This window comes from Streptomyces sp. NPDC058459 (assembly GCF_042721685.1).
Taxonomy (GTDB): domain Bacteria; phylum Actinomycetota; class Actinomycetes; order Streptomycetales; family Streptomycetaceae; genus Streptomyces.
The window spans coordinates 41,809-60,968 of record NZ_JBHXLV010000007.1; the positions used below are offsets into that span (position 1 = coordinate 41,809).

Consider the following 19,160-nt stretch of genomic DNA (forward strand, 5'->3'; position numbering starts at 1 on the left):
CAGATCGACGGGCGGCCCCTGCGGGCCGCCCCCCGATTTCCCGCACGTCATGTGTCCGTAACCCTTGATTCAGAAGGGCTTGCGACCCTCGGGCGATGGAACCCGTGGCCCCCCATTCCGAGCCGCGCCCCGAGAGGGCAGAGGGCGGCGCGTCCGCTCCTCCGGATCACTCGGGAACAGACGCTGCCGTTACGCCTCCGGCGCGGAAGAATGGGTTCATGAGTCAGCGAGATGCCCAGGTACCGGCCCACCCGTCCCCCGACAACGCCCTGCGGCCACAGCCCCCCGTGGGCTCCATCGCCGCCCACCGCCCGCACACGGTCGCGGCGGCCGTCTCCGACCTGGAACCCGATCTCGACTCCGACCTCGACGTGTACGAGGAGCGGGCCACGGGCGGCGCCCCGCTGCCGCTGGGCCGCTTCCTGGACCGGGAGCGCAGCTGGCTCGCCTTCAACGAACGCGTGCTGGAGCTGGCCGAGGACCCCGCCACCCCGCTGCTGGAGCGCGCCAACTTCCTCGCGATCTTCGCCAGCAACCTGGACGAGTTCTTCATGGTCCGGGTGGCCGGCCTGAAGCGCCGCATCGCCACCGGCGTCGCCACCCGCTCCGCCTCCGGGCTCCAGCCCCGCGAGGTGCTGGAGATGATCTGGTCCCGCTCGCGCGAGCTGATGGCGCGGCACGCCGCCTGCTACCACGATGACGTCGCCCCCGCACTCGCGGAGGAGGGCATCCACCTGGTCCGCTGGAGCGAGCTGACCGACAAGGAGCAGGCCCGGCTGTTCACGCTGTTCCGGCACCAGATCTTCCCCGTGCTGACCCCGCTCGCCGTGGACCCCGCGCACCCCTTCCCGTACATCTCCGGCCTCTCGCTGAACCTGGCCGTGGTCGTGCGGAACCCGGTCAGCGGCCACAAGCACTTCGCCCGGGTCAAGGTGCCCCCGCTGCTGTCCCGCTTCCTGGAGAGCGGCCCCGGCCGGTTCGTCCCGCTGGAGGACGTGATCGGGGCGCACCTGGAGGAGCTGTTCCCCGGCATGGAGGTGCTGGAGCACCACGCCTTCCGGCTCACCCGCAACGAGGACCTGGAGGTCGAGGAGGACGACGCGGAGAACCTGCTCCAGGCGCTGGAGAAGGAGCTGATGCGGCGCCGCTTCGGGCCGCCGGTCCGGCTGGAGGTCGAGGAGGACATCGACCGCGAGGTGCTGGACCTCCTGGTGCGCGAGCTGAAGATCTCCGAGGCCGAGGTCTACCCGCTGCCCGGCCCGCTCGACCTCACCGGCCTCTTCCGCATCCACGGCCTGGACCGGCCGGAGCTGAAGTACCGCAAGTTCATCGCGGGCACCCACCGTGACCTCTCCGAGGTGGAGTCCGCCTCCGCGCCGGACATCTTCGCCGCGCTGCGCCAGCGGGACGTGCTGCTGCACCACCCGTACGACTCCTTCTCCACCTCGGTGCAGGCGTTCCTGGAGCAGGCCGCGCAGGACCCGGACGTGCTGGCGATCAAGCAGACGCTGTACCGCACCTCCGGCGACTCCCCGATAGTGGACGCGCTGATCGACGCGGCCGAGTCCGGCAAGCAGGTCCTGGTGCTGGTCGAGATCAAGGCCCGCTTCGACGAGCACGCCAACATCAAGTGGGCGCGCAAGCTGGAGGAGGCCGGCTGCCACGTCGTCTACGGCCTGGTCGGGCTGAAGACGCACTGCAAGCTGTCGCTGGTGGTCCGCCAGGAGGGCGAGACCCTGCGCCGCTACAGCCACGTCGGCACCGGCAACTACCACCCGAAGACCGCCCGGCTCTACGAGGACCTCGGCCTGCTCACCGCCGACCCGCAGGTCGGCGCGGACCTCTCCGACCTCTTCAACCGGCTCTCCGGCTACTCCCGCCGCGAGACCTACCGCCGGCTGCTGGTCGCCCCCAAGTCCCTGCGGGACGGGCTGATATCGCGGATCGACAAGGAGATCCAGCACCACCGCGCGGGCCGCCCGGCCTTCGTCAAGATCAAGGTCAACTCCATGGTCGACGAGGCCGTCATCGACGCCTGCTACCGGGCGTCCCAGGCGGGCGTGCCGGTCGACGTCTGGGTGCGCGGCATCTGCGCGGTCCGGCCCGGGGTCGAGGGGCTCTCCGAGAACATCCGGGTCCGCTCGATCCTCGGCAGGTTCCTGGAGCACTCCCGCGTGTTCGCCTTCGGCAACGGCGGCGAGCCCGAGGTGTGGTTCGGCAGCGCCGACATGATGCACCGCAACCTCGACCGCCGGATCGAGGCCCTGGTCCGGGTCACCGACCACGGTCACCGGGCGGCCCTCAACCGCCTGCTGGACACCGGCATGTCCGACACCACCGCCTCCTGGCACCTGGGCCCCGACGGCGAGTGGACCCGGCACGCGACCGACGCCGACGGCCAGCCCCTGCGCAACATCCAGGAGATGCTCATTGACGCCCGGAGGCGCCGGCGTGGCACCACGACACCCTGACCGGCCCCACCCGGAGCAGGCCCCGGCGGCGGTGCGCGCCAGCGGCGCCCGCCCGTCCGGCCCGGCGGACACCGCCCGCGTGACCGGACCGGGTTCCCCCGCCGTCCCCGGCCCCGGCGGTCCCCCGACCGGCGACGACCTCGCCGCGTATCTACGGGCGCAGGCCACCGAGTTCCTGCGGGCGCTCCGCTCGCACCGGGAGACCGGGAACGGGCCGGGCGGCGCCGGGGACACCGCCGACGCCGGGCGCGCGCTGCGCCGCTCCGCCCGCCGGATCAGCGCCGCCCTGCACACCTTCCGGGCCCTCCTCGACCCCGCCTGGGCCGATACCACGCGGCCCGAACTCGCCTGGGTGTCGGGCACCCTGGCCCAGGAGTACGCACAAGAGGCGCGCCTGGACCGGCTGTTGCTCGCGCTGCACCGGCTCTCCGGCTCGACTCCCGTGCCGGTGCGGGCCGTGGTGCACGCGGGCGCCCCGGGACCGGTGTCCGAGCGGGGAACTCTCACCGTCGGCGCGGCCAAGGCGGGCGCGCTGCTGGAGCGCCGGCTCACCCTGGCACGGGCCCGCGCCCACTCCGCCGCGCTGGAGGCCCTGGGCTCCGCCCGCTTCCACGCCCTCGCCGACCGGATCGCCCTGCTGGCCAGCGAGGTCCCCCTCGCGCCCGCCGCGCCCGGCACCGTCCTCGGGCCCCTGGCCGTCGCCGCCGAGGACCGCCTCACGGGTGCCGTCGCCACCCTCCCCCTGGTCACCGCCGGCGCCCCCTACAACGCGCAGGCCCTGATCCACGGCCTCTCCCCCGACCCGGCCCCGCACCCCCAGGACGGCCCCTGGCACCAGGTCCGGCTGCTCCTGCGCCTGCACCGCTACGCCCGCGAGATCCCGCACACCGCCCCCGCCGACCCCAGGCTGCGCCCGGCCGCCGAGTCCCTGACCCGGCACCGCGACGCGGCCGAAGCCGCCGCCGAGGCCGCCCAGGCCGCCCGCACCCCCCGGATCGCCCCCGCCACCGCCTACGCCCTCGGCGTGCTCCACGCCGACCAGCGCCACGAGGTGGAGGCAGCCAGGTTCGCCTTCCAGCAGACCTGGCAACACACCCCCTGACCCAGGCAGGAGTTCCCCCGTGCCCGCAGGCCCCGACGCGCTCCCCAAGACCGTCCACGCCGCCGGCTGCGTCCTCTGGCGCCGGGCACCCGGCACCGGCGCCCTTGAGGTGTGCCTCGTCCACCGCCCCCGGTGGGACGACTGGTCCCACCCCAAGGGCAAGCTCAAGCGGGGCGAGTCCGCGCTCGCGGCGGCCGTGCGGGAGGTCGCGGAGGAGACCGGGTACGCGGCCGAGACCGGGCCCGAGCTGCCCACCCTGCGGTATCCGGTCGAGGGGCGCCCCAAGCAGGTGCGTTACTGGGCCGCCGAGGCCGTCTCCGGGGCGTTCACACCCAACTCCGAGGTGGACGAGGTGGTGTGGCTGGCGCTCACCGAGGCGCGGGCCCGGCTGACCCAGCCCCGCGACCGCGATCTGCTCGACGCCCTCACCCGGCGGCTCGAACACCCCTGAGCACGCGGGGAGCACCCGGGAGCGTGCGCCGGAGCGCTCACGCTCCGCCGAGGTGCCCCTGCGCGTCCGTCCGCGCCTGGCTGCGTGCCCGCCGCGCCGGCCCCCGCCAGCCGCAACTGCACCGCGCCACGCAGAAGCGCCCCTGCTCGGCCGTCTCCGTGCGGTGTTCCCGCGCCCCCTCGGGGCCCTCATCCGACGCCACGGCGCCACGCTACCGGCCACCCCCCGGGGCGTGTCCCGGCCCCCTCCCGGCTCCCCTCGGCCCCCTTGTCCGTTCCGGGGGCCGGACAGCGCGTGACGGCACTCCCTACCCGTCGTTAACCGGAAGGACAGGGGGCCAGTGACGGACAAAACCGGCTGGGGGTTAGGCAGGCCATGGATCGGCGGCAGCACACGCGCGCGGGCAGGACGGGCGTCGCGGTGGGGATCATGGGACTCACGGTCGGGCTCGGGGCGGGTGCCTCGGGGTGTTCCGGCAGCGGGGCCGCCGCCGAGGGGGTGAACGGCGCGGGCGGCGAGCCGGTTGCCGTGCTCCGGCAGGCCGCCGACACCCTGGGCGACGCGGGCACCGCGCGGGCCACCACCTCCATGGAGATGGCGACCGGCGGCACCCGGGTCACCATCCGGGGCCGGGGCGTCTACGACTTCGGGCGCCGTCTCGGCCGGCTGACCGTGATCCTCCCGGCGGACCCGACCGGCACCCCGGAACACCGGCCCATCACCGAACTCCTCGCCCCCGGCGCCCTGTTCATGAAGAACCGGGGCGCGGGCGTGCCCGCCGACAAGTGGGTCAGGGTGGAGGCCGCGACCGTCTCCGACGGCAACCTGGTCACCGGCGGCGCGACCGACCCGTACGCCGCGGCCGAGGTGCTGCGCGGGACCCGTACGGCGGTCTACGTGGGCCTGACGAGCGTCGGCGGCACCGCCGTACGGCACTACCGGGGCACCGCCGACCTGGCGGGCGCGGCCCGTGCGGCCTCGGCGGGCAACCGGGCGTCGCTCGCCGCGGCGGCGAAAGGGTTCGCCACGGCCGAGGTCCCGTTCGACGTGTATCTCGACGCCGAGGGCCGCATCCGCAAGCTCCGCCAGCGCTTCAGCTTCGTCAACGGGCCCCGGGCGGCGGCCGTGGCGGTCGCCTCCACCACCCTGCTGCACGGTTTCGGCACCGAGGCCGACGTGACGCTGCCCCGCGAGTCCGACATCTACGCGGGCCGCCTCGCGGATGGCCAGGGGGCCCCGGCGGACTAGCCCGTCCGTGCCATGCGCGGCGCGTGGCGCGATCCCTACTCTAGGAAGCCGGTGCCGGCAGGCAGGACCAAGAGGAAGAGGTGACGCGCGTGGCCCCGGTCGGCGGTACGGCGGTGCAGGACCACGTGGCCCTCGCGGAGATAGAGCTGTGCGGCGAGCTGATCATCGCCGCCTCGGCCGCCGAGGACCGGCTGAGCCTGGCGAGCATAGACGAGGTGCTCCGGGTCACCGAGGAGCGCGCAGCCGCCGCCTAGCCCAGCGGATCAGGTGCGCAGCATGCGCCCGATGGCCTTCGTCGCCTCGTCCACCTTCGCGTCGATCTCGTCGCCGCCCCTGAGGGCCGCGTCCGCCACGCAGTGCCGCAGGTGCTCCTCCAGCAACTGGAGCGCGAAGGACTGGAGCGCCTTGGTGGAGGCGGAGACCTGGGTGAGCACGTCGATGCAGTACGTGTCCTCCTCGACCATGCGCTGGAGCCCCCGGACCTGGCCCTCGACCCGGCGCAGCCGCCTGAGGTGCTCGTCCTTCTGGTGGTGGTAACCGTGCGTGGCGCCGGGCTCGGTCGTCGTCATCGCGGGCCTCCATCTCGGGACGGCGGGAACACATACCCCTGGTGGGTATATCGTAACGAACTTCCCGGGGTAGCGGACAGGTCGAAGGTCCCCCGTGCCGAGCAACGGTGCGCGATGGGCGACACTGGGGGATGGCCCGATAGCCGTGGCCGGATGATGCACCTAGCATCAGCCAGACCGAAACCAGAGCATCCCGAGGACCACACGTGCGCTTTCGTCTGACCCCCAGGGAGACGAGCTTCTACGACATGTTCGCCGCGTCCGCGGACAACATCGTCACGGGCTCGAAGCTCCTGATGGAACTGCTCGGGGCGGACTCCTCCGCCCGAGCCGAGATCGCAGAGCGTATGCGGGCCGCGGAACACGCCGGTGACGACGCCACGCACGCGATCTTCCACCAGCTGAACTCCTCCTTCATCACGCCGTTCGACCGCGAGGACATCTACAACCTGGCCTCGTCGCTCGACGACATCATGGACTTCATGGAGGAGGCCGTCGACCTGGTCGTCCTCTACAACATCGAGGAGCTGCCGAAGGGCGTCGAGCAGCAGATCGAGGTGCTGGCGCGGGCCGCGGTGCTGACGGCGGAGGCGATGCCGAACCTGCGCACCATGTCCAACCTGACCGAGTACTGGATCGAGGTCAACCGGCTGGAGAACCAGGCGGACCAGATCCACCGCAAGCTGCTCGCCCAGCTCTTCAACGGCAAGTACGACGCGATCGAGGTGCTGAAGCTCAAGCAGGTCGTGGACGTGCTGGAAGAGGCGGCGGACGCGTTCGAGCACGTGGCGAACACGGTGGAGACCATCGCCGTCAAGGAGTCCTGAGGCGTCGATGGACACCTTCGCTCTGATCGTGACCATCGGGGTCGCGCTCGTCTTCACGTACACCAACGGCTTCCACGACTCCGCGAACGCCATCGCCACCTCGGTGTCGACGCGTGCGCTGACCCCGCGCGCGGCGCTGGCGATGGCGGCCGTGATGAACCTCGCCGGCGCCTTCCTCGGCTCCGGTGTCGCCAAGACCGTCTCCGAGGGCCTGATCGAGACCCCGCACGGCTCGCACGGCATGGCCATCCTCTTCGCCGCGCTGATCGGCGCGATCGTCTGGAACCTCGCCACCTGGTACTTCGGCCTGCCCTCGTCGTCCTCCCACGCGCTGTTCGGCGGCATGGTGGGCGCGGCGCTGGCGGGCGGCACCGACGTGCTGTGGAACGGGGTGGTCGAAAAGATCGTCATCCCGATGTTCATCTCCCCGGTCGTCGGTCTGGTCGGCGGCTACCTGGTGATGACGGCCATCCTGTGGCTGTTCCGCAAGGCCAACCCGCACAAGGCCAAGCGCGGCTTCCGCATAGCCCAGACGGTGTCGGCGGCCGGTATGGCGCTCGGCCACGGTCTCCAGGACGCGCAGAAGACCATGGGTGTCGTGGTGCTCGCCCTGGTGATCTCCGGCGACGAGACCTTCGGCGACCCGATCCCGGTCTGGGTCAAGATCTCCTGTGCGCTGATGCTGTCGCTCGGCACCTACGCGGGCGGCTGGCGCATCATGCGCACCCTGGGCCGCAAGATCATCGAGCTGGACCCGCCGCAGGGCTTCGCCGCCGAGGCGACCGGCGCGTCGATCATGTTCACCACGGCGTTCCTGTTCAAGGCGCCGATCTCCACCACCCATGTCATCACCTCGGCGATCATGGGTGTGGGCGCGACCAAGCGGGTCAACGCGGTCCGCTGGGGCGTCGCCAAGAACATCGTGCTCGGCTGGTTCATCACCATGCCGGCCGCGGCGCTGGTCGCGGCGGGCGCCTTCGAGCTGGTCGACCTGGCCGTACTGTAGAAGCCGCGCACAGAGCAAGGGCCCGCCCCCGGATCACCGGGAGCGGGCCCTTCTCATGTCCTCGCGGTGGCACCGCCATGCAGCACCGCGAGGGGCACAGTGCCGGTCCGGCTCAGCCGAAGCGGCCCGAGATGTAGTCCTCGGTGGCCTGCACCGAGGGGTTGGAGAAGATCCGCTCGGTGTCGTCGATCTCGACCAGCTTGCCCGCCTCACCCACCCCGGCCAGGTTGAAGAAGGCGGTACGGTCCGAGACGCGCGCCGCCTGCTGCATGTTGTGGGTCACGATGACGATCGTGAACCGTTCCTTCAGCTCGCCGATCAGGTCCTCGATCGCGAGAGTGGAGATCGGGTCGAGCGCGGAGCACGGCTCGTCCATCAGCAGCACCCGGGGCTCGACGGCGATGGCCCGCGCGATGCACAGCCGCTGCTGCTGGCCGCCGGAGAGGCCGGAGCCGGGCTTGTTCAGCCGGTCCTTGACCTCGTTCCACAGGTTGGCGCCGCGCAGCGACTTCTCCACCACGTCGTCCAGCTCGCTCTTGCGGTGGCCGCCGTTCAGCCGCAGGCCCGCCGCCACGTTCTCGAAGATCGACATGGTGGGGAACGGGTTCGGGCGCTGGAAGACCATGCCGACCTCGCGCCGCACCGACACCGGGTCGACGCCGCTGCCGTACAGGTCCTCGTCGTCCAGCAGCACCTTGCCCTCGACGCGGCCGCCGGGGGTCACCTCGTGCATCCGGTTCAGGGTGCGCAGGAACGTCGACTTGCCGCAGCCGGAGGGGCCGATGAACGCCGTCACCGAACGGGGCTCCACGGTCATCGAGATGTCCTCGATCGCCTTGTGGGCACTGTAGAAGGCGGTGAGTCCGCTCACATCGATTCGCTTGGCCATTGCTTCACTACTTCCAGTCGGTCGCTGAGGGGGGCCGCGTCAGCGACCGGTCTTGGGGGCCTTCCAGCGGGCGATGCCGCGGGCCGCCAGGTTGAGGATCATCACGAACGCGATCAGCGTCAGCGAAGCGGCCCAGGCACGGTCGTAGGCCGCGCCCGCACCCGCGCTCTGCGCGTACTGCTGGTAGATGTACAGCGGCAGCGACGCCTGGGCGCCCTCGAAGGGGTTGGCGTTGATGAAGGGGTTGCCGAACACCAGCAGCAGCACCGGGGCGGTCTCGCCCGCGATGCGGGCGACGGCCAGCATGACGCCGGTCGTGATGCCGCCGAGCGAGGTCGGCAGGACCACCTTGAGGATGGTCCGCCACTTCGGGATGCCGAGCGCCAGGGACGCCTCGCGCAGCTCGTTCGGGACCAGCTTCAGCATCTCCTCGGTGGAGCGCACCACCACCGGCATCATCAGGATCGCCAGGGCCAGCGAACCGGCGAACCCGAAGGGCTGGAGGTCGAGGATCAGCATCAGGCTGAGGATGAACAGGCCCGCGACGATGGACGGGATGCCCGTCATCACGTCGACGAAGAAGGTCACCGCCAGGGCGAGCCGACCCCGGCCGTACTCCACCAGGTAGACCGCGGTGAGCACACCGATGGGGGCGCCGATCGCGGTGGCGAGGCCGACCTGCTCCAGGCTGCCGAGGATGGCGTGGTAGATGCCGCCGCCGGGCTCGGAGTCCGAGATCACGCCCATGGAGTGGCTGAGGAAGTAGCCGTCGAGGACCTTCACGCCGCGCGAGACGGTCGTCCAGACCAGCGACACCAACGGGATCAGGGCCAGCAGGAACGCCACCCAGACCAGTGCGGTGGCGACCCGGTCCTTAGCCTGGCGGCGGCCCTCGGCGCGGGCGGCGACCGCGTAGGTGCCGAGGACGAACAGCAGCGCGGCGATCAGGCCCCACTGGACACGGCTGTGCAGTCCGGCCACCAGGCCGATGCCCGCGGCCAGGGCGACGGAACCGGCCGCGACCGCCCACAGGGACCACTTCGGCAGCCCGGCACCGCGCCGCACACCGGCGCCGTCACGGGGATTCAGTGCGGTGCTCATGCGTTGGCCCCCGAGTACTCCTTGCGGCGGGCGATGATCGCGCGGGCCGCGCCGTTGACCAGCAGGGTGATGACGAACAGGACCAGACCGGAGGCGATCAGCGCGTCCCGGCCCTGCACGGACGCCTCACCGAACTTGGAGGCGATGTTCTGCGCGAAGGTGCCGCCGCCGGGGTCGAGCAGGCTGGCCTGGATGTCGTAGCTCGGGGAGAGCACGGTGGCCACGGCCATCGTCTCGCCGAGCGCCCGGCCGAGGCCCAGCATCGCGGCGGAGATCACACCGGAGCGCCCGAAGGGGAGCACCGCCATGCGGATGACCTCCCAGCGGGTGGCGCCGAGGGCCAGAGCGGCCTCCTCGTGCATCCGGGGCACCTGGCGGAAGACCTCGCGGCTCACGTTGGTGATGATCGGCAGGATCATGATGGCCAGCAGGATGCCGACGGTGAGCATCGCGCGCGGCGCGCCGCCGTCCCAGGCGAAGATCCCGGTCCAGCCGAGGAACTCGTCCAGCCAGCCGTACAGGCCCTGCATGTGCGGGACGAGGATCAGGGCGCCCCACAGGCCGTACACGATCGAGGGCACGGCGGCGAGCAGGTCGATCACGTAGGCGATCGGGCCGCTCAGCCGGCGCGGGGCGTAGTGGGTGAGGAACAGCGCGATGGCGACCGCGATCGGCAGGGCCAGCGCCATGGCGACGATCGAGGACACGACCGTGCCGAACGCCAGCACCGCGATGCCGAAGACCGGCGGGTCGGTGTTGGTGTTCCACTCGAAGGTGGTCAGGAAGTTGCCGTCGTCGGCGCTGATCGCCAGGCACGCCCGGTAGGTGAGGAAGACCGCGATGGCGGCCATGATCACCAACAGCAGGATGCCCGAGCCGCGCGAGAGGGCCAGGAAGATCCGGTCGCCGGGGCGGGTCACACCCGTGGCGGGCCGCCGCGCGTGGGCGGCGGGGGGAGGGGGTGCGTCGGTTGTCGTCGATATGTCCATCGGGTTCTCCGGTCTGCTGAGCCGCGCGGGCGGCTCACAGGAGCCGTACGCGACGTGCGGCTCCGGGCGGCGGTGCACCGGACGGTGCGGCCGGCCCCCACGAGCGGGGCCGGCACGCACACGCGGAATCAGGTCAGCTCAGGCCGGCGACGGTGGTGCGGACCTTGGCGATGATCTCTGCGGGGATGGGCGCGTAGTCGTTCTCCGACAGCACCTTCTGGCCGTCCTCGGAGGCGAGGTAGGTCAGGAACGCCTTGGTCGCGGGCAGCGTCTCGGGCTTGTTGCCCTTGTCGCAGACGATCTCGTACGTGACCAGGGTGAGCGGGTAGGCGCCCTCGGCCTTGGTGTTGTAGTCCAGCTTCAGCGTGAGGTCACTGCCGGTGCCGACGACCTTGGCGGCCGCGATGTCGGCGGTGGCGGAGTCGGTGGAGGGCTTCACCGGGGTCTTGGCACCGGTGGCGACGGCCACGGTGGTCATGTCCTTGGCGTAGGACAGCTCGAAGTAGCCGATCGCGCCCGGGTTCTGCTTGACGCCCTGGGCCACACCGGCCGACCCGGAGGCCGCCTGGCCGCCCTTGGCCTGCCACGCCTTGCCGCCCTCGTACTTCCAGTTGTCCGGGGTGGTGGCGATCAGGTACTTGGTGAAGTTGTCCGTGGTGCCGGAGTCCTCGGAGCGGTGGAACGCCTGGATCTTCAGGTCGGGCAGCTTCGCCGAGGGGTTCAGCTTCTTGATCGCCGCGTCGTTCCACTTCTGGATCTTGCTGTCGAAGATCTTGGCGAGCGTCGGGGCGTCCAGCACCAGGTCGTCCACGCCGGGCACGTTGTAGCCGAGCGCGATCGGGCCGCCGACCATCGGCAGGTCGATGCCCTGGCCGCCCTTGCAGACCTTCTTCGAGGCGAGGACGTCCTCAGGCTTCAGCGCGGAGTCGGAGCCGGCGAACGCGATCTGACCCTGGTTGAAGGAGGTGACACCGGCACCGGAACCGGCGCCCTTGTAGTTGATCTGCACACCGCACGCCTGGGAGAACTCCTTCACCCACGCGTCGATCGCGTTCTTCTGCGCCGAGGAGCCGTCAGCCAGCAGCTGGCCCTTGGCCCCGTCGCACTTGATCGAACCGGCGGCCGCCGACGACGACGTACCGCTGGGCTTCGTGCCCGCGTCGTCGGAACCGCACGCCGTCAGGGCCAGGGCACCGGAGACGGCGACCGCACCGAGCGAGAGGGCGCGCAGCCGGTTCTTGCGCTGAAGCTTCACGTTCGGAAGTTCCTTCCAGGAGCCGCCGCGAGGGGCGGCGTGCGAAGTTGGTGGTACGCCAGTGCGTCTTGTCCGCACTCCGTACCGGCTACGGCCGAAATTAGGCAGAACAGGTGAAGCCGCCGATGGCCCGAAGTGAACGAGGGGTGAACCCCTGCCGTCGGCCCGGTGAGGTGACGGAACGCATACGAAATGGACACGCCCATGTCTCGGCCGGCGACGCGTTCTCGCCCCCCGACCGCAACCCCGGCCCCCCGCCCGCCGTCTGGGTCAAGGAGAGGCCACCCGGACCCGGGGGCCGACAGGGGCGAGGGGCGGCGGACATGGACCGACGGATGTTTCTCATGGGCGGGGGCGCCACCGCCCTCACCGCATGCGCGCCGGGCGGCGACGCCTCCGCCCGGCCGGCCCCCACCGGGCCACGGATCTCCACCGCCGCGAGGGCCGCCGCCGACTGGACCGCCCTCGCCCGCGACCTCGACGGCACCCTGGTCCGCCCCGGCGACGCCTCCTGGACCCCGGCCCGCCGCCTCTACAACACCCGCTTCGACACCCTGCGCCCCGCCGCCGTCGCCTACGCCGCCCACACCGCCGACCTCCGCACCCTGCTCGCGTACGCCCGGACCCGCCGGATCAAGGTGGCGATCCGCAACGGCGGCCACTCCTACGCCGGTTACTCCTCCGGTGACGGCCGCCTGATCCTGGACGTGTCCGCCCTGAACCGGGTCAGCGTCTCGGGCGGGCACGCCGTGGTGGGCGCGGGGGCCAAGCTGATCGACGTGTACCGGGCGCTCGCCGCCAAGGGCGCGACCATACCGGCCGGCTCCTGCCCGACGGTCGGGATCTCCGGCCTGGTCCTCGGCGGCGGCCACGGTGTCGCCTCCCGCGCCTACGGCCTCACCTGCGACAGCCTCACCCAGGCCACCCTGGTCACGGCGGACGGCCGTACCCGCACCGCCGACGCCCGCGAGAACGCGGACCTGTTCTGGGCGCTGCGCGGCGCGGGCAACGGCAACTTCGGCGTCGTCACCGAACTGCGCTTCGCCACCCACCCCGCCCCGCGGGCCGTCACCGCCTCCCTGCGCTGGCCGTGGGCGAAGGCGGCGGCGGTGCTGAGAGCCTGGCAGGAGTGGGGGCCCGCCCAGCCGGACGAGATCTGGTCCGCCCTGCATCTGGAACGCGCCGGGAGCCACACCCCGACCGTCTCCGTCTCCTGCTTCTCCCTGGGCTCCCGGAGCGGACTGGAGAACGCGGTCGACCGCCTCGCCCACCGCGCGGGCGCCGACGCCTCGGCCGTCTCCCTGCGCGACCACGGCTACGAGGAGGCGATGGAGATCTACGCCGGCTGCTCCGCCTTCGCCACCGACGCCCAGTGCCATCTGCCCGGCACCACCCCCGGCCGCTCCCCGCACGGCGCCCTGCACCGCGAGACCTACGCGGCCCGCTCCGACTTCTTCGACCGCTCGCTGTCCCCGGCGGGCGTGGAGACCCTGCTGAAGCGGGTAGGCGCCATGTCCGGCGGCGCGGGCAGCGTGGCGCTCACCGCGCTGGGCGGCGCCGTCAACCGGGTCTCCCCCACCGCGACCGCCTTCGTGCACCGCCGCTCCCGCATGCTGGCCCAGTACCTCGCCTCCTGGGGCGCGGGCAGCTCCGGCACGGCCGCCCGGACCTGGCTGGACGCCACCCACACCGCGCTGCGCCCCCACGCCTCGGGCGCCGCCTACCAGAACTACACCGACTCCGCCCTGACCGACTGGCGCCGCGCCTACTACGGCAGCGCCGGCACCCGCCTCGCCGAGGTGAAGAAGCGGTACGACCCGGACCGGTTCTTCGGTTACGCGCAGGGGCTGTGAGACACGAGAAGGCCGCGGCACCGCCGAGTGCCGCGGCCCGCTCCGAACGCCCCGGGTCCCTAGGCCGCCAGGTCCTTGTCCCCGGTCCCGGCCGGCTCGCGGCCGCCGGAGAACAGCGCGCCACCGCGCTCACCGCCCACCGGACGGGCACTCACCAGCCGCCCCGCGCGCGGGGAGCGGGCGACGGCCCGTACCAGCGGGGTCAGCAGCGCCGTCGCGGGCGGGGAGAGCAGCAGCGCGACCGCCGTGCCGAGCGCGAAGCCGCCGACCACGTCGGTCGGGTAGTGCACGCCCATGAAGACCCGGCAGAAGCCCTCCAGCAGGGCGAGCGCGATACCGGCGACGCCGAAGCGGCGGTTGGCGACGAAGAGGCCGACGCCGAGCGCCATGGTGATCGTCGCGTGGTCGCTGACGAAGGAGTAGTCGCTCTTGCCCGCGATCAGGACCCTGAGCCCCTGGTGGTCCAGGAACGGGCGGGGCCGCTCCACGAAGCCCCGGATGGGCACGTTCACCAGGACGGCCACGGCCGCCGCGAGCGGCGCCCACACCAGCGCGGACACCGAGGACACCGCGTCCGGGCCGCCCTTGCGCCGGACCGTCAGCCAGCACGCCAGCACCAGCAGGACCATGGCCACCGGCAGTCCGTACTCGCCCACGAACTCGATCATCCGGTCGAACCAGTGCGGCGCGGCCTTCGCCAGGCCGTTGATGTCGTAGAGCAGCTCGACGTCGGGGTTCGATCCGGATTCGGCGAGTACAGCCATGGTGCGGCGGCCCCTTCGTCGTCTGACCGGACGCACCCGGTGTGCGTCGCGCCAACTCCCCCGTGGGTCGTAGATCCGCTTCCGCTGCACTGGCGCACTGACGTCTGCTCGGCTACGTGAACAGGAACGCACACCGTCTGTGAATACGTTCCACGCTCCACTGAATGATCACTCAGACGTTACCGAAGAGATACCCGTCCGCGCAGCTCAGGGGGTGGGTTGACGCTCCGCTACACCCGGGTCGGCAACGCTTTCGCGCCATCCTCGGTGACCCGGGTGGCACCGAAGTAATCACCGCCGTCGACCGGGTCGAACCGGATCACCGCACCCGTGCGCGGCGCGTCGATCATGTAGCCGCCGCCCACGTAGATCCCCACGTGGTGGATGGCCCGCGAGTCGGCCGGATCGTGCGAGAAGAACACCAGGTCACCCGGGAGCAGTTCGTCGCGCGCCGGATGCGGTCCCGCGTTGTACTGGTCGTTCGCCACGCGCGGCAGCTTGATCCCGACCGCGTCGTACGACGCCTGGGTCAGCCCCGAGCAGTCGAACCGCCCGCTCTGCGCGGCCGTACCGGTGCCGCCCCACAGATACGGGGTGCCGAGCTTGCTCTGTGCGTAGGCGATGGCCCCGGCCGCCTGCCGGGAGGGGTCCACGCGGGTGACCGGCGCGGCGAAGCTCCTGGAGAGCGTCGTGATCGTCTTCACGTAGTTCCGCGTCTCCCGGTACGGCGGCACGCCCCCGTACCGGATGACCGCGTACGCGCCCGCGTTGTAGGCGGCGAGCATGTTGGCCGAGACGTCACCGGGAACGTGCCTGACGTACTTGGCCAGTTCACAGTCGTAGGAGGCGGCCGAGGGGATCGCGTCGTCGGGGTCCCACACGTCCCGGTCGCCGTCGCCGTCCCCGTCCACCCCGTGAGTGGCCCAGGTGCCGGGGATGAACTGCGCTATCCCCTGCGCCTTCGCGGGGCTGCGCGCACCCGGGTTGAATCCGCTCTCCTGGTACAACTGGGCTGCCAGCAAGGCGGGGTTGATGGCCGGACAGAGGTTGCCCCACTTCCGCACCAGCGGCTGGTACGCCGCCGGGACCGCCCCCTTGGCCAGCCCGACACCGCCGGCGGCGACCCCGCCCGCGAGGTTGCCCGCGACGATGTACACCCCGGCGACGAGCAGCATCACGAAGCTCAGACCGAGCCCGATCGCGGCACCCCCGGCCACCCATACTTTGCGCACGGGTCAACCCTCCCCCATATCGGCCCGGTTCAAGGCCGCTTTGCCCCCGCGCCCGGCCCTCAGGCCAACAATTCGGCCTAGCGGCGGCCGGTCCGACGCCCTTTCAGCTCCCGGCCGCCGTCCGGTACAGCGCGGCCGCCGCGCTCCCCAGCACCACGCTGTAGGAGACGTCCGCCGTCGAACCGCCCCGCTCGTGCCCGCCGAGCACCCCAACCAGTTGCCCGGACCCGTTCACCCAGGGGCTGCCGCTGGTCCCGCCGGTGAAACCGGGGCAGCGCACCCGCTGCTGGGTACGGCCTCGCGCCACCGGCCGGTCGGTGCACATCACCGGCGTCTCCCGGGCGTCCGGGAGACCGAGGACGGTGACGGCACTCGCGCCGGTCGCGGTCCCGGTGGTGAACCGGTTCGCGCCGACCACGTCCTCCAGCCGTCTGCCGTCCACCTCTCCGACGTGCGCGAAGGCCACATCGCTGTCCTCGTCCCGCTCCGCCGTCCACCTCCCGGGCAGCACCCGCGCCTCCACCGGCCACATCCCGTACGGCGCCCGGCCGTCCCGGTAGCCCGGCGCGAAGAACAGCTTCCCGCCGGTGCGGGTGACACAGTGCGCGGCGGTGACGAGCAGATCCCGGCCGGGGCTGTGCACGACCGAGGCGGTGCAGAAGTGGTCGCGCTCCGGCCGCCCCGCGCCGTCCGCGCCGAACAGCGCGCCCACCCGGGCGGTCCGCGCACCGGCGGGCGCGGTGACGGTCACCTCGAGCGGGCCGCGGCCGTCATCGGCGGCCGCCACGGAGGCCGAGGTGAGGGCGAGCAGCACCACCGCGCCGAGCAGGGCGGGCCGCGAAGTGACCGGGTCACGTGCACTGCGCTTCATCAGTTCTCACTCCGTCCCGCCAGGGTTGAGAAAGGGTTGCGACACCTTCCCGGACTTCGCTGAGACTCTCCTGTGAACCGGCCGCGCACCGACCGCCGCAGGTGAGGCGCCCCGGGTGAGGCGCCGCAGGTGAGGCGCCGCAGGTGAGGCGCCGCGGGTGAGGCGCCGCAGGTGAGGCGCCGCGGGTGAGGCGCCGCGGGCCGGAGTGCCGGCCGGCCCCCCGGCGCCGGCCACGCCCCGCCCGTCGCGCGGTCACGCCCTGTCGGCTCCGCCGGTCGCGGGCGCCTCCAGCGCCCACCGCACCCCGGTCAGCTCCTCGGACAGCGTCCACAGCCGCCGGGCGGCCTCCGGATCGCTGGCCGCCGCACTCCGGCCGACCAGCGCGGGGGCGCCGCGCCACTCGCCGAGACCGCCGGGGCCGACGTAGGACGCGCCGGGCAGATCCTCGGTCGCCGCGTACAGGGTGGGCAGGGCGCCGCCCTTGTCGTCCTGGGCGAACACCTTGTTGCCGACGCCCATGAAGGCACGGGCCAGCGGGCTGGCGGCATGGCTCTGGAGGTTGGTGGCCGCGTAGCCGGGGTGGGCGGCGAGGGCGCGCACCGGGGACCCCGCCCCGGCGAGGCGCCGCTGGAGTTCCAGGGTGAACAGCAGGTTGGCCAGCTTGGACTGGGCGTAGGCGCGGGTCGGGGTGTAACGGCCGCGCAGATTGACGTCGTCGAAGCTGATCCGGCCGTCCCCGCTCCGGTGCAGCGTCGAGGAGACGGTCACCACGCGGCCGGTGACCTGCGGCAGCAGCAGGTTGGTCAGGGCGAAGTGCCCGAGGTGGTTGGTGCCGAACTGGGTCTCGAAGCCCTGCGCGGTCCGCCCTTCCGGCAGCATCATCACGCCCGCGTTGTTGACCAGCAGGTCCAAGGGGCGGTCCCAGCCGGCGGCGAACTCGCGCACCGAGTCCAGGTCCGCCAGGTCCAGCCGGCGCACCTCGGTGCTCCCGCTCACCCGGCCCGCGGCGGCGGCGCCCCGCGCCAGATCCCGCACCGCGAACACCACGTGCGCCCCGGACCGCGCCAGCGCGGCGGCGGCCACGAAGCCGATCCCGCTGTTGGCACCGGTCACCACGGCCGTACGGCCGCTCAGATCGGGCAGACGGTCCACATTCCACCGGCGCGCGGCGCGCGCCTCGCTCATCTCGGCCATGACCACAATGTAGGCAACGCCAACAATGATGTCAACGACAACAATGCAGCCATCGCCAACAAAGCTGGCGCCGACAACATCGGGATACGATGACCCCCATGCCGCGCATCCCCACGAGCCGCCCGTACCACCACGGCGACCTGCGCGCCGCCCTGCTGGAGAGCGCCGAGCGCACCCTGCGCGAGAAGGGCGCCGCCGCCCTCTCCCTGCGCGAACTGGCCCGCGCCACCGGCGTCAGCCACGCCGCTCCGGGCCGCCACTTCAAGGACAAGCAGGCCCTCCTCGACGCCCTCGCCCTCGACGGCTACCAGCGGCTGGACCGGGCCCTCACCGCCGCGACCGCCGACACCCCCGACGCGGACTTCGAGCGGCACCTGACCGACCTCGCCCGCGCCTACCTCGGCTTCGCCGTCGACAACCCCGAGCTGCTGGAGCTGATGTTCGCGCGCAAGCACGACCCCGACAGCTCCGACCGGCTCGCCACCACCGTCGACCAGTCGCTCGGCGCCCTCACCCGCACCTTCGCCCACGCCCAGGAACGCGGCGAGATCGTCCAGGGCGACCCCGAGCGCATCACCCTCGTCGCCGCCGCGAGCCTGCACGGCCTCGCCGCCCTCATCGCCGGCTGCGCCCTGGACGCCGACGAGGCCCTCGCCGGTCTCGACACCCACGTCCACCTCCTGCTGCACGGACTCCGGCCCCGCTGACCCGGCGTGAGAACATCGTCTCGACGCCTCACCCGACCAGCCGTCAGAAACCGCTCCGGCAAGCTGAAAGGCCGTAAAAGAGCCCAACGACGGAACCACACCGCAGGTTTCGCTCCCGCGTCATTGCCCGGCGTGACCTGCTGTGATACACAGAGTGACCGTACACACCAAATGTACGAGACCCGCCTGTGAATGCCGCCAAGTCGACATACGACGGCGACGTTGTCGGCGACAATGGGTGCCGACCTCCGCACACCGCGGAGGACCGGCACAACTACCCACCAGGGGCGGTGACTTACATGCTCTTTGCGGCCGACAAGGGAGACATCAACACCATCATCGGCGGAATCGCTCCGGACTGGGGGCCTTTCGGCAGCCTGGGCAACGAGGCGAAGGTGATGATCGAGGTGGTGATGGCCGTCGCCATCCTGCTCTGCCTCGGCATCGCCATCTGGGGCGCGGCCAAACAGCGCATCGGTGCCACCGCGCTGCGGGACACCTTCAGCGCGGAACAGGGCAAGGGACTCATCATCGCGGGCCTCACCGGGGTCTTCATCATCGGCTCCCTCGGCACGCTGTTCACCATCGTGTACGGCATGGCCGTCTGACCGCTCCGACCGAGGTTGCGTTT

General features: G+C 72.0%; 19 protein-coding genes. 10 read left to right on the plus strand and 9 right to left on the minus strand.

Features of this window, described 5'->3' with window-relative positions; translation table 11 throughout:
• The first annotated feature begins 95 nt into the window (after positions 1-95).
• From ACFWN1_RS03050 to ACFWN1_RS03070, 5 genes are all read left to right on the plus strand, one after another.
• Positions 96-2,471, plus strand: a complete 2,376-nt coding sequence (locus ACFWN1_RS03050) for an RNA degradosome polyphosphate kinase (RefSeq protein ID WP_384357554.1) — start codon at positions 96-98, stop codon at positions 2,469-2,471.
• A gap of 79 nt (positions 2,472-2,550) precedes the next feature.
• Positions 2,551-3,573 (plus strand): CHAD domain-containing protein, encoded by a 1,023-nt coding sequence (locus ACFWN1_RS03055; protein WP_384357601.1) that lies wholly within the window; start codon positions 2,551-2,553, stop codon positions 3,571-3,573.
• Between the two features lie 19 nt (positions 3,574-3,592).
• On the plus strand, positions 3,593-4,024 hold the full coding sequence (locus ACFWN1_RS03060; protein ID WP_384357556.1) for an NUDIX hydrolase: 432 nt from the start codon (positions 3,593-3,595) through the stop codon (positions 4,022-4,024).
• Between the two features lie 375 nt (positions 4,025-4,399).
• Positions 4,400-5,272, plus strand: coding sequence for a hypothetical protein (locus ACFWN1_RS03065; RefSeq protein WP_384357558.1), 873 nt, complete (start codon positions 4,400-4,402; stop codon positions 5,270-5,272).
• An 80-nt stretch (positions 5,273-5,352) separates the two neighbouring features.
• Complete coding sequence (locus ACFWN1_RS03070) at positions 5,353-5,526, plus strand: hypothetical protein (RefSeq protein WP_167513628.1); 174 nt, start codon at positions 5,353-5,355, stop codon at positions 5,524-5,526.
• A gap of 9 nt (positions 5,527-5,535) precedes the next feature.
• On the opposite strand, the gene ACFWN1_RS03075 is transcribed toward ACFWN1_RS03070, so the two are convergent.
• A complete protein-coding gene (locus ACFWN1_RS03075; RefSeq protein ID WP_384357560.1) occupies positions 5,536-5,841 on the minus strand; it encodes a metal-sensitive transcriptional regulator in 306 nt (101 codons plus the stop codon).
• Positions 5,842-6,047: 206 nt separating this feature from the next.
• Between ACFWN1_RS03075 and ACFWN1_RS03080 the strand changes: the two genes are divergently transcribed.
• On the plus strand, positions 6,048-6,668 hold the full coding sequence (locus ACFWN1_RS03080) for a DUF47 domain-containing protein (RefSeq protein ID WP_030804247.1): 621 nt from the start codon (positions 6,048-6,050) through the stop codon (positions 6,666-6,668).
• Positions 6,669-6,675: 7 nt separating this feature from the next.
• Positions 6,676-7,674: an anion permease gene (locus tag ACFWN1_RS03085; protein ID WP_384357562.1), complete on the plus strand. Its 999-nt coding sequence runs from the start codon at positions 6,676-6,678 to the stop codon at positions 7,672-7,674.
• Between the two features lie 112 nt (positions 7,675-7,786).
• On the opposite strand, the gene pstB is transcribed toward ACFWN1_RS03085, so the two are convergent.
• The 4 genes from pstB to pstS all read right to left on the minus strand — a co-directional run bounded on the left by pstB (position 7,787) and on the right by pstS (position 11,908).
• A complete protein-coding gene (pstB, locus tag ACFWN1_RS03090) occupies positions 7,787-8,563 on the minus strand; it encodes a phosphate ABC transporter ATP-binding protein PstB (protein ID WP_384357564.1) in 777 nt (258 codons plus the stop codon).
• Between the two features lie 39 nt (positions 8,564-8,602).
• The gene (gene pstA / locus ACFWN1_RS03095; RefSeq protein WP_384357566.1) at positions 8,603-9,664 is read right to left on the minus strand and encodes a phosphate ABC transporter permease PstA; all 1,062 of its coding nucleotides are present in this window, start codon (positions 9,662-9,664) and stop codon (positions 8,603-8,605) included.
• Positions 9,661-10,653, minus strand: a complete 993-nt coding sequence (pstC, locus tag ACFWN1_RS03100) for a phosphate ABC transporter permease subunit PstC (RefSeq protein WP_384357568.1) — start codon at positions 10,651-10,653, stop codon at positions 9,661-9,663. Before pstC ends, pstA begins: the two co-directional genes overlap by 4 nt.
• 133 nt (positions 10,654-10,786) lie before the next feature.
• Positions 10,787-11,908 carry a phosphate ABC transporter substrate-binding protein PstS gene (gene pstS, locus ACFWN1_RS03105; protein WP_384357570.1) on the minus strand — a complete coding sequence of 374 codons (1,122 nt, stop codon included), beginning with the start codon at positions 11,906-11,908 and terminating at the stop codon, positions 10,787-10,789.
• A 323-nt stretch (positions 11,909-12,231) separates the two neighbouring features.
• Here pstS and ACFWN1_RS03110 point away from each other — a divergent pair, with 323 nt between their 5' ends.
• A complete protein-coding gene (locus ACFWN1_RS03110; protein WP_384357572.1) occupies positions 12,232-13,761 on the plus strand; it encodes an FAD-binding oxidoreductase in 1,530 nt (509 codons plus the stop codon).
• A gap of 59 nt (positions 13,762-13,820) precedes the next feature.
• On the opposite strand, the gene ACFWN1_RS03115 is transcribed toward ACFWN1_RS03110, so the two are convergent.
• The 4 genes from ACFWN1_RS03115 to ACFWN1_RS03130 form a co-directional block, all read right to left on the minus strand.
• Positions 13,821-14,525, minus strand: coding sequence for a phosphatase PAP2 family protein (locus ACFWN1_RS03115; RefSeq protein WP_384357574.1), 705 nt, complete (start codon positions 14,523-14,525; stop codon positions 13,821-13,823).
• A gap of 230 nt (positions 14,526-14,755) precedes the next feature.
• Positions 14,756-15,700 (minus strand): NlpC/P60 family protein, encoded by a 945-nt coding sequence (locus ACFWN1_RS03120; RefSeq protein ID WP_384357603.1) that lies wholly within the window; start codon positions 15,698-15,700, stop codon positions 14,756-14,758.
• A gap of 160 nt (positions 15,701-15,860) precedes the next feature.
• Positions 15,861-16,628: a trypsin-like serine peptidase gene (locus ACFWN1_RS03125; protein WP_384357576.1), complete on the minus strand. Its 768-nt coding sequence runs from the start codon at positions 16,626-16,628 to the stop codon at positions 15,861-15,863.
• Positions 16,629-16,880: 252 nt separating this feature from the next.
• The gene (locus tag ACFWN1_RS03130; RefSeq protein ID WP_384357578.1) at positions 16,881-17,822 is read right to left on the minus strand and encodes an oxidoreductase; all 942 of its coding nucleotides are present in this window, start codon (positions 17,820-17,822) and stop codon (positions 16,881-16,883) included.
• 98 nt (positions 17,823-17,920) lie between these two features.
• Between ACFWN1_RS03130 and ACFWN1_RS03135 the strand changes: the two genes are divergently transcribed.
• The gene (locus ACFWN1_RS03135) at positions 17,921-18,529 is read left to right on the plus strand and encodes a TetR/AcrR family transcriptional regulator (protein WP_384357580.1); all 609 of its coding nucleotides are present in this window, start codon (positions 17,921-17,923) and stop codon (positions 18,527-18,529) included.
• A gap of 299 nt (positions 18,530-18,828) precedes the next feature.
• Positions 18,829-19,137, plus strand: coding sequence for a hypothetical protein (locus ACFWN1_RS03140; protein WP_003991275.1), 309 nt, complete (start codon positions 18,829-18,831; stop codon positions 19,135-19,137).
• Positions 19,138-19,160: the final 23 nt, after the last annotated feature.

What these genes read in the sequence shown, in the direction of transcription:
- ACFWN1_RS03050 (WP_384357554.1), top strand. Translation starts at nt 96, where the DNA reads ATGGAACCCGTGGCCCCCCATTCCGAGCCGCGCCCCGAGAGGGCAGAG.
- ACFWN1_RS03065 (WP_384357558.1), top strand. Translation starts at nt 4,400, where the DNA reads ATGGATCGGCGGCAGCACACGCGCGCGGGCAGGACGGGCGTCGCGGTG.
- ACFWN1_RS03075 (WP_384357560.1), bottom strand. Translation starts at nt 5,841, where the DNA reads ATGACGACGACCGAGCCCGGCGCCACGCACGGTTACCACCACCAGAAG.
- ACFWN1_RS03085 (WP_384357562.1), top strand. Translation starts at nt 6,676, where the DNA reads ATGGACACCTTCGCTCTGATCGTGACCATCGGGGTCGCGCTCGTCTTC.
- pstB (WP_384357564.1), bottom strand. Translation starts at nt 8,563, where the DNA reads ATGGCCAAGCGAATCGATGTGAGCGGACTCACCGCCTTCTACAGTGCC.
- pstA (WP_384357566.1), bottom strand. Translation starts at nt 9,664, where the DNA reads ATGAGCACCGCACTGAATCCCCGTGACGGCGCCGGTGTGCGGCGCGGT.
- pstC (WP_384357568.1), bottom strand. Translation starts at nt 10,653, where the DNA reads ATGGACATATCGACGACAACCGACGCACCCCCTCCCCCCGCCGCCCAC.
- ACFWN1_RS03110 (WP_384357572.1), top strand. Translation starts at nt 12,232, where the DNA reads ATGGACCGACGGATGTTTCTCATGGGCGGGGGCGCCACCGCCCTCACC.
- ACFWN1_RS03115 (WP_384357574.1), bottom strand. Translation starts at nt 14,525, where the DNA reads ATGGCTGTACTCGCCGAATCCGGATCGAACCCCGACGTCGAGCTGCTC.
- ACFWN1_RS03120 (WP_384357603.1), bottom strand. Translation starts at nt 15,700, where the DNA reads ATGCTGCTCGTCGCCGGGGTGTACATCGTCGCGGGCAACCTCGCGGGC.
- ACFWN1_RS03125 (WP_384357576.1), bottom strand. Translation starts at nt 16,628, where the DNA reads ATGAAGCGCAGTGCACGTGACCCGGTCACTTCGCGGCCCGCCCTGCTC.
- ACFWN1_RS03130 (WP_384357578.1), bottom strand. Translation starts at nt 17,822, where the DNA reads ATGGCCGAGATGAGCGAGGCGCGCGCCGCGCGCCGGTGGAATGTGGAC.
- ACFWN1_RS03135 (WP_384357580.1), top strand. Translation starts at nt 17,921, where the DNA reads ATGCCGCGCATCCCCACGAGCCGCCCGTACCACCACGGCGACCTGCGC.
- ACFWN1_RS03140 (WP_003991275.1), top strand. Translation starts at nt 18,829, where the DNA reads ATGCTCTTTGCGGCCGACAAGGGAGACATCAACACCATCATCGGCGGA.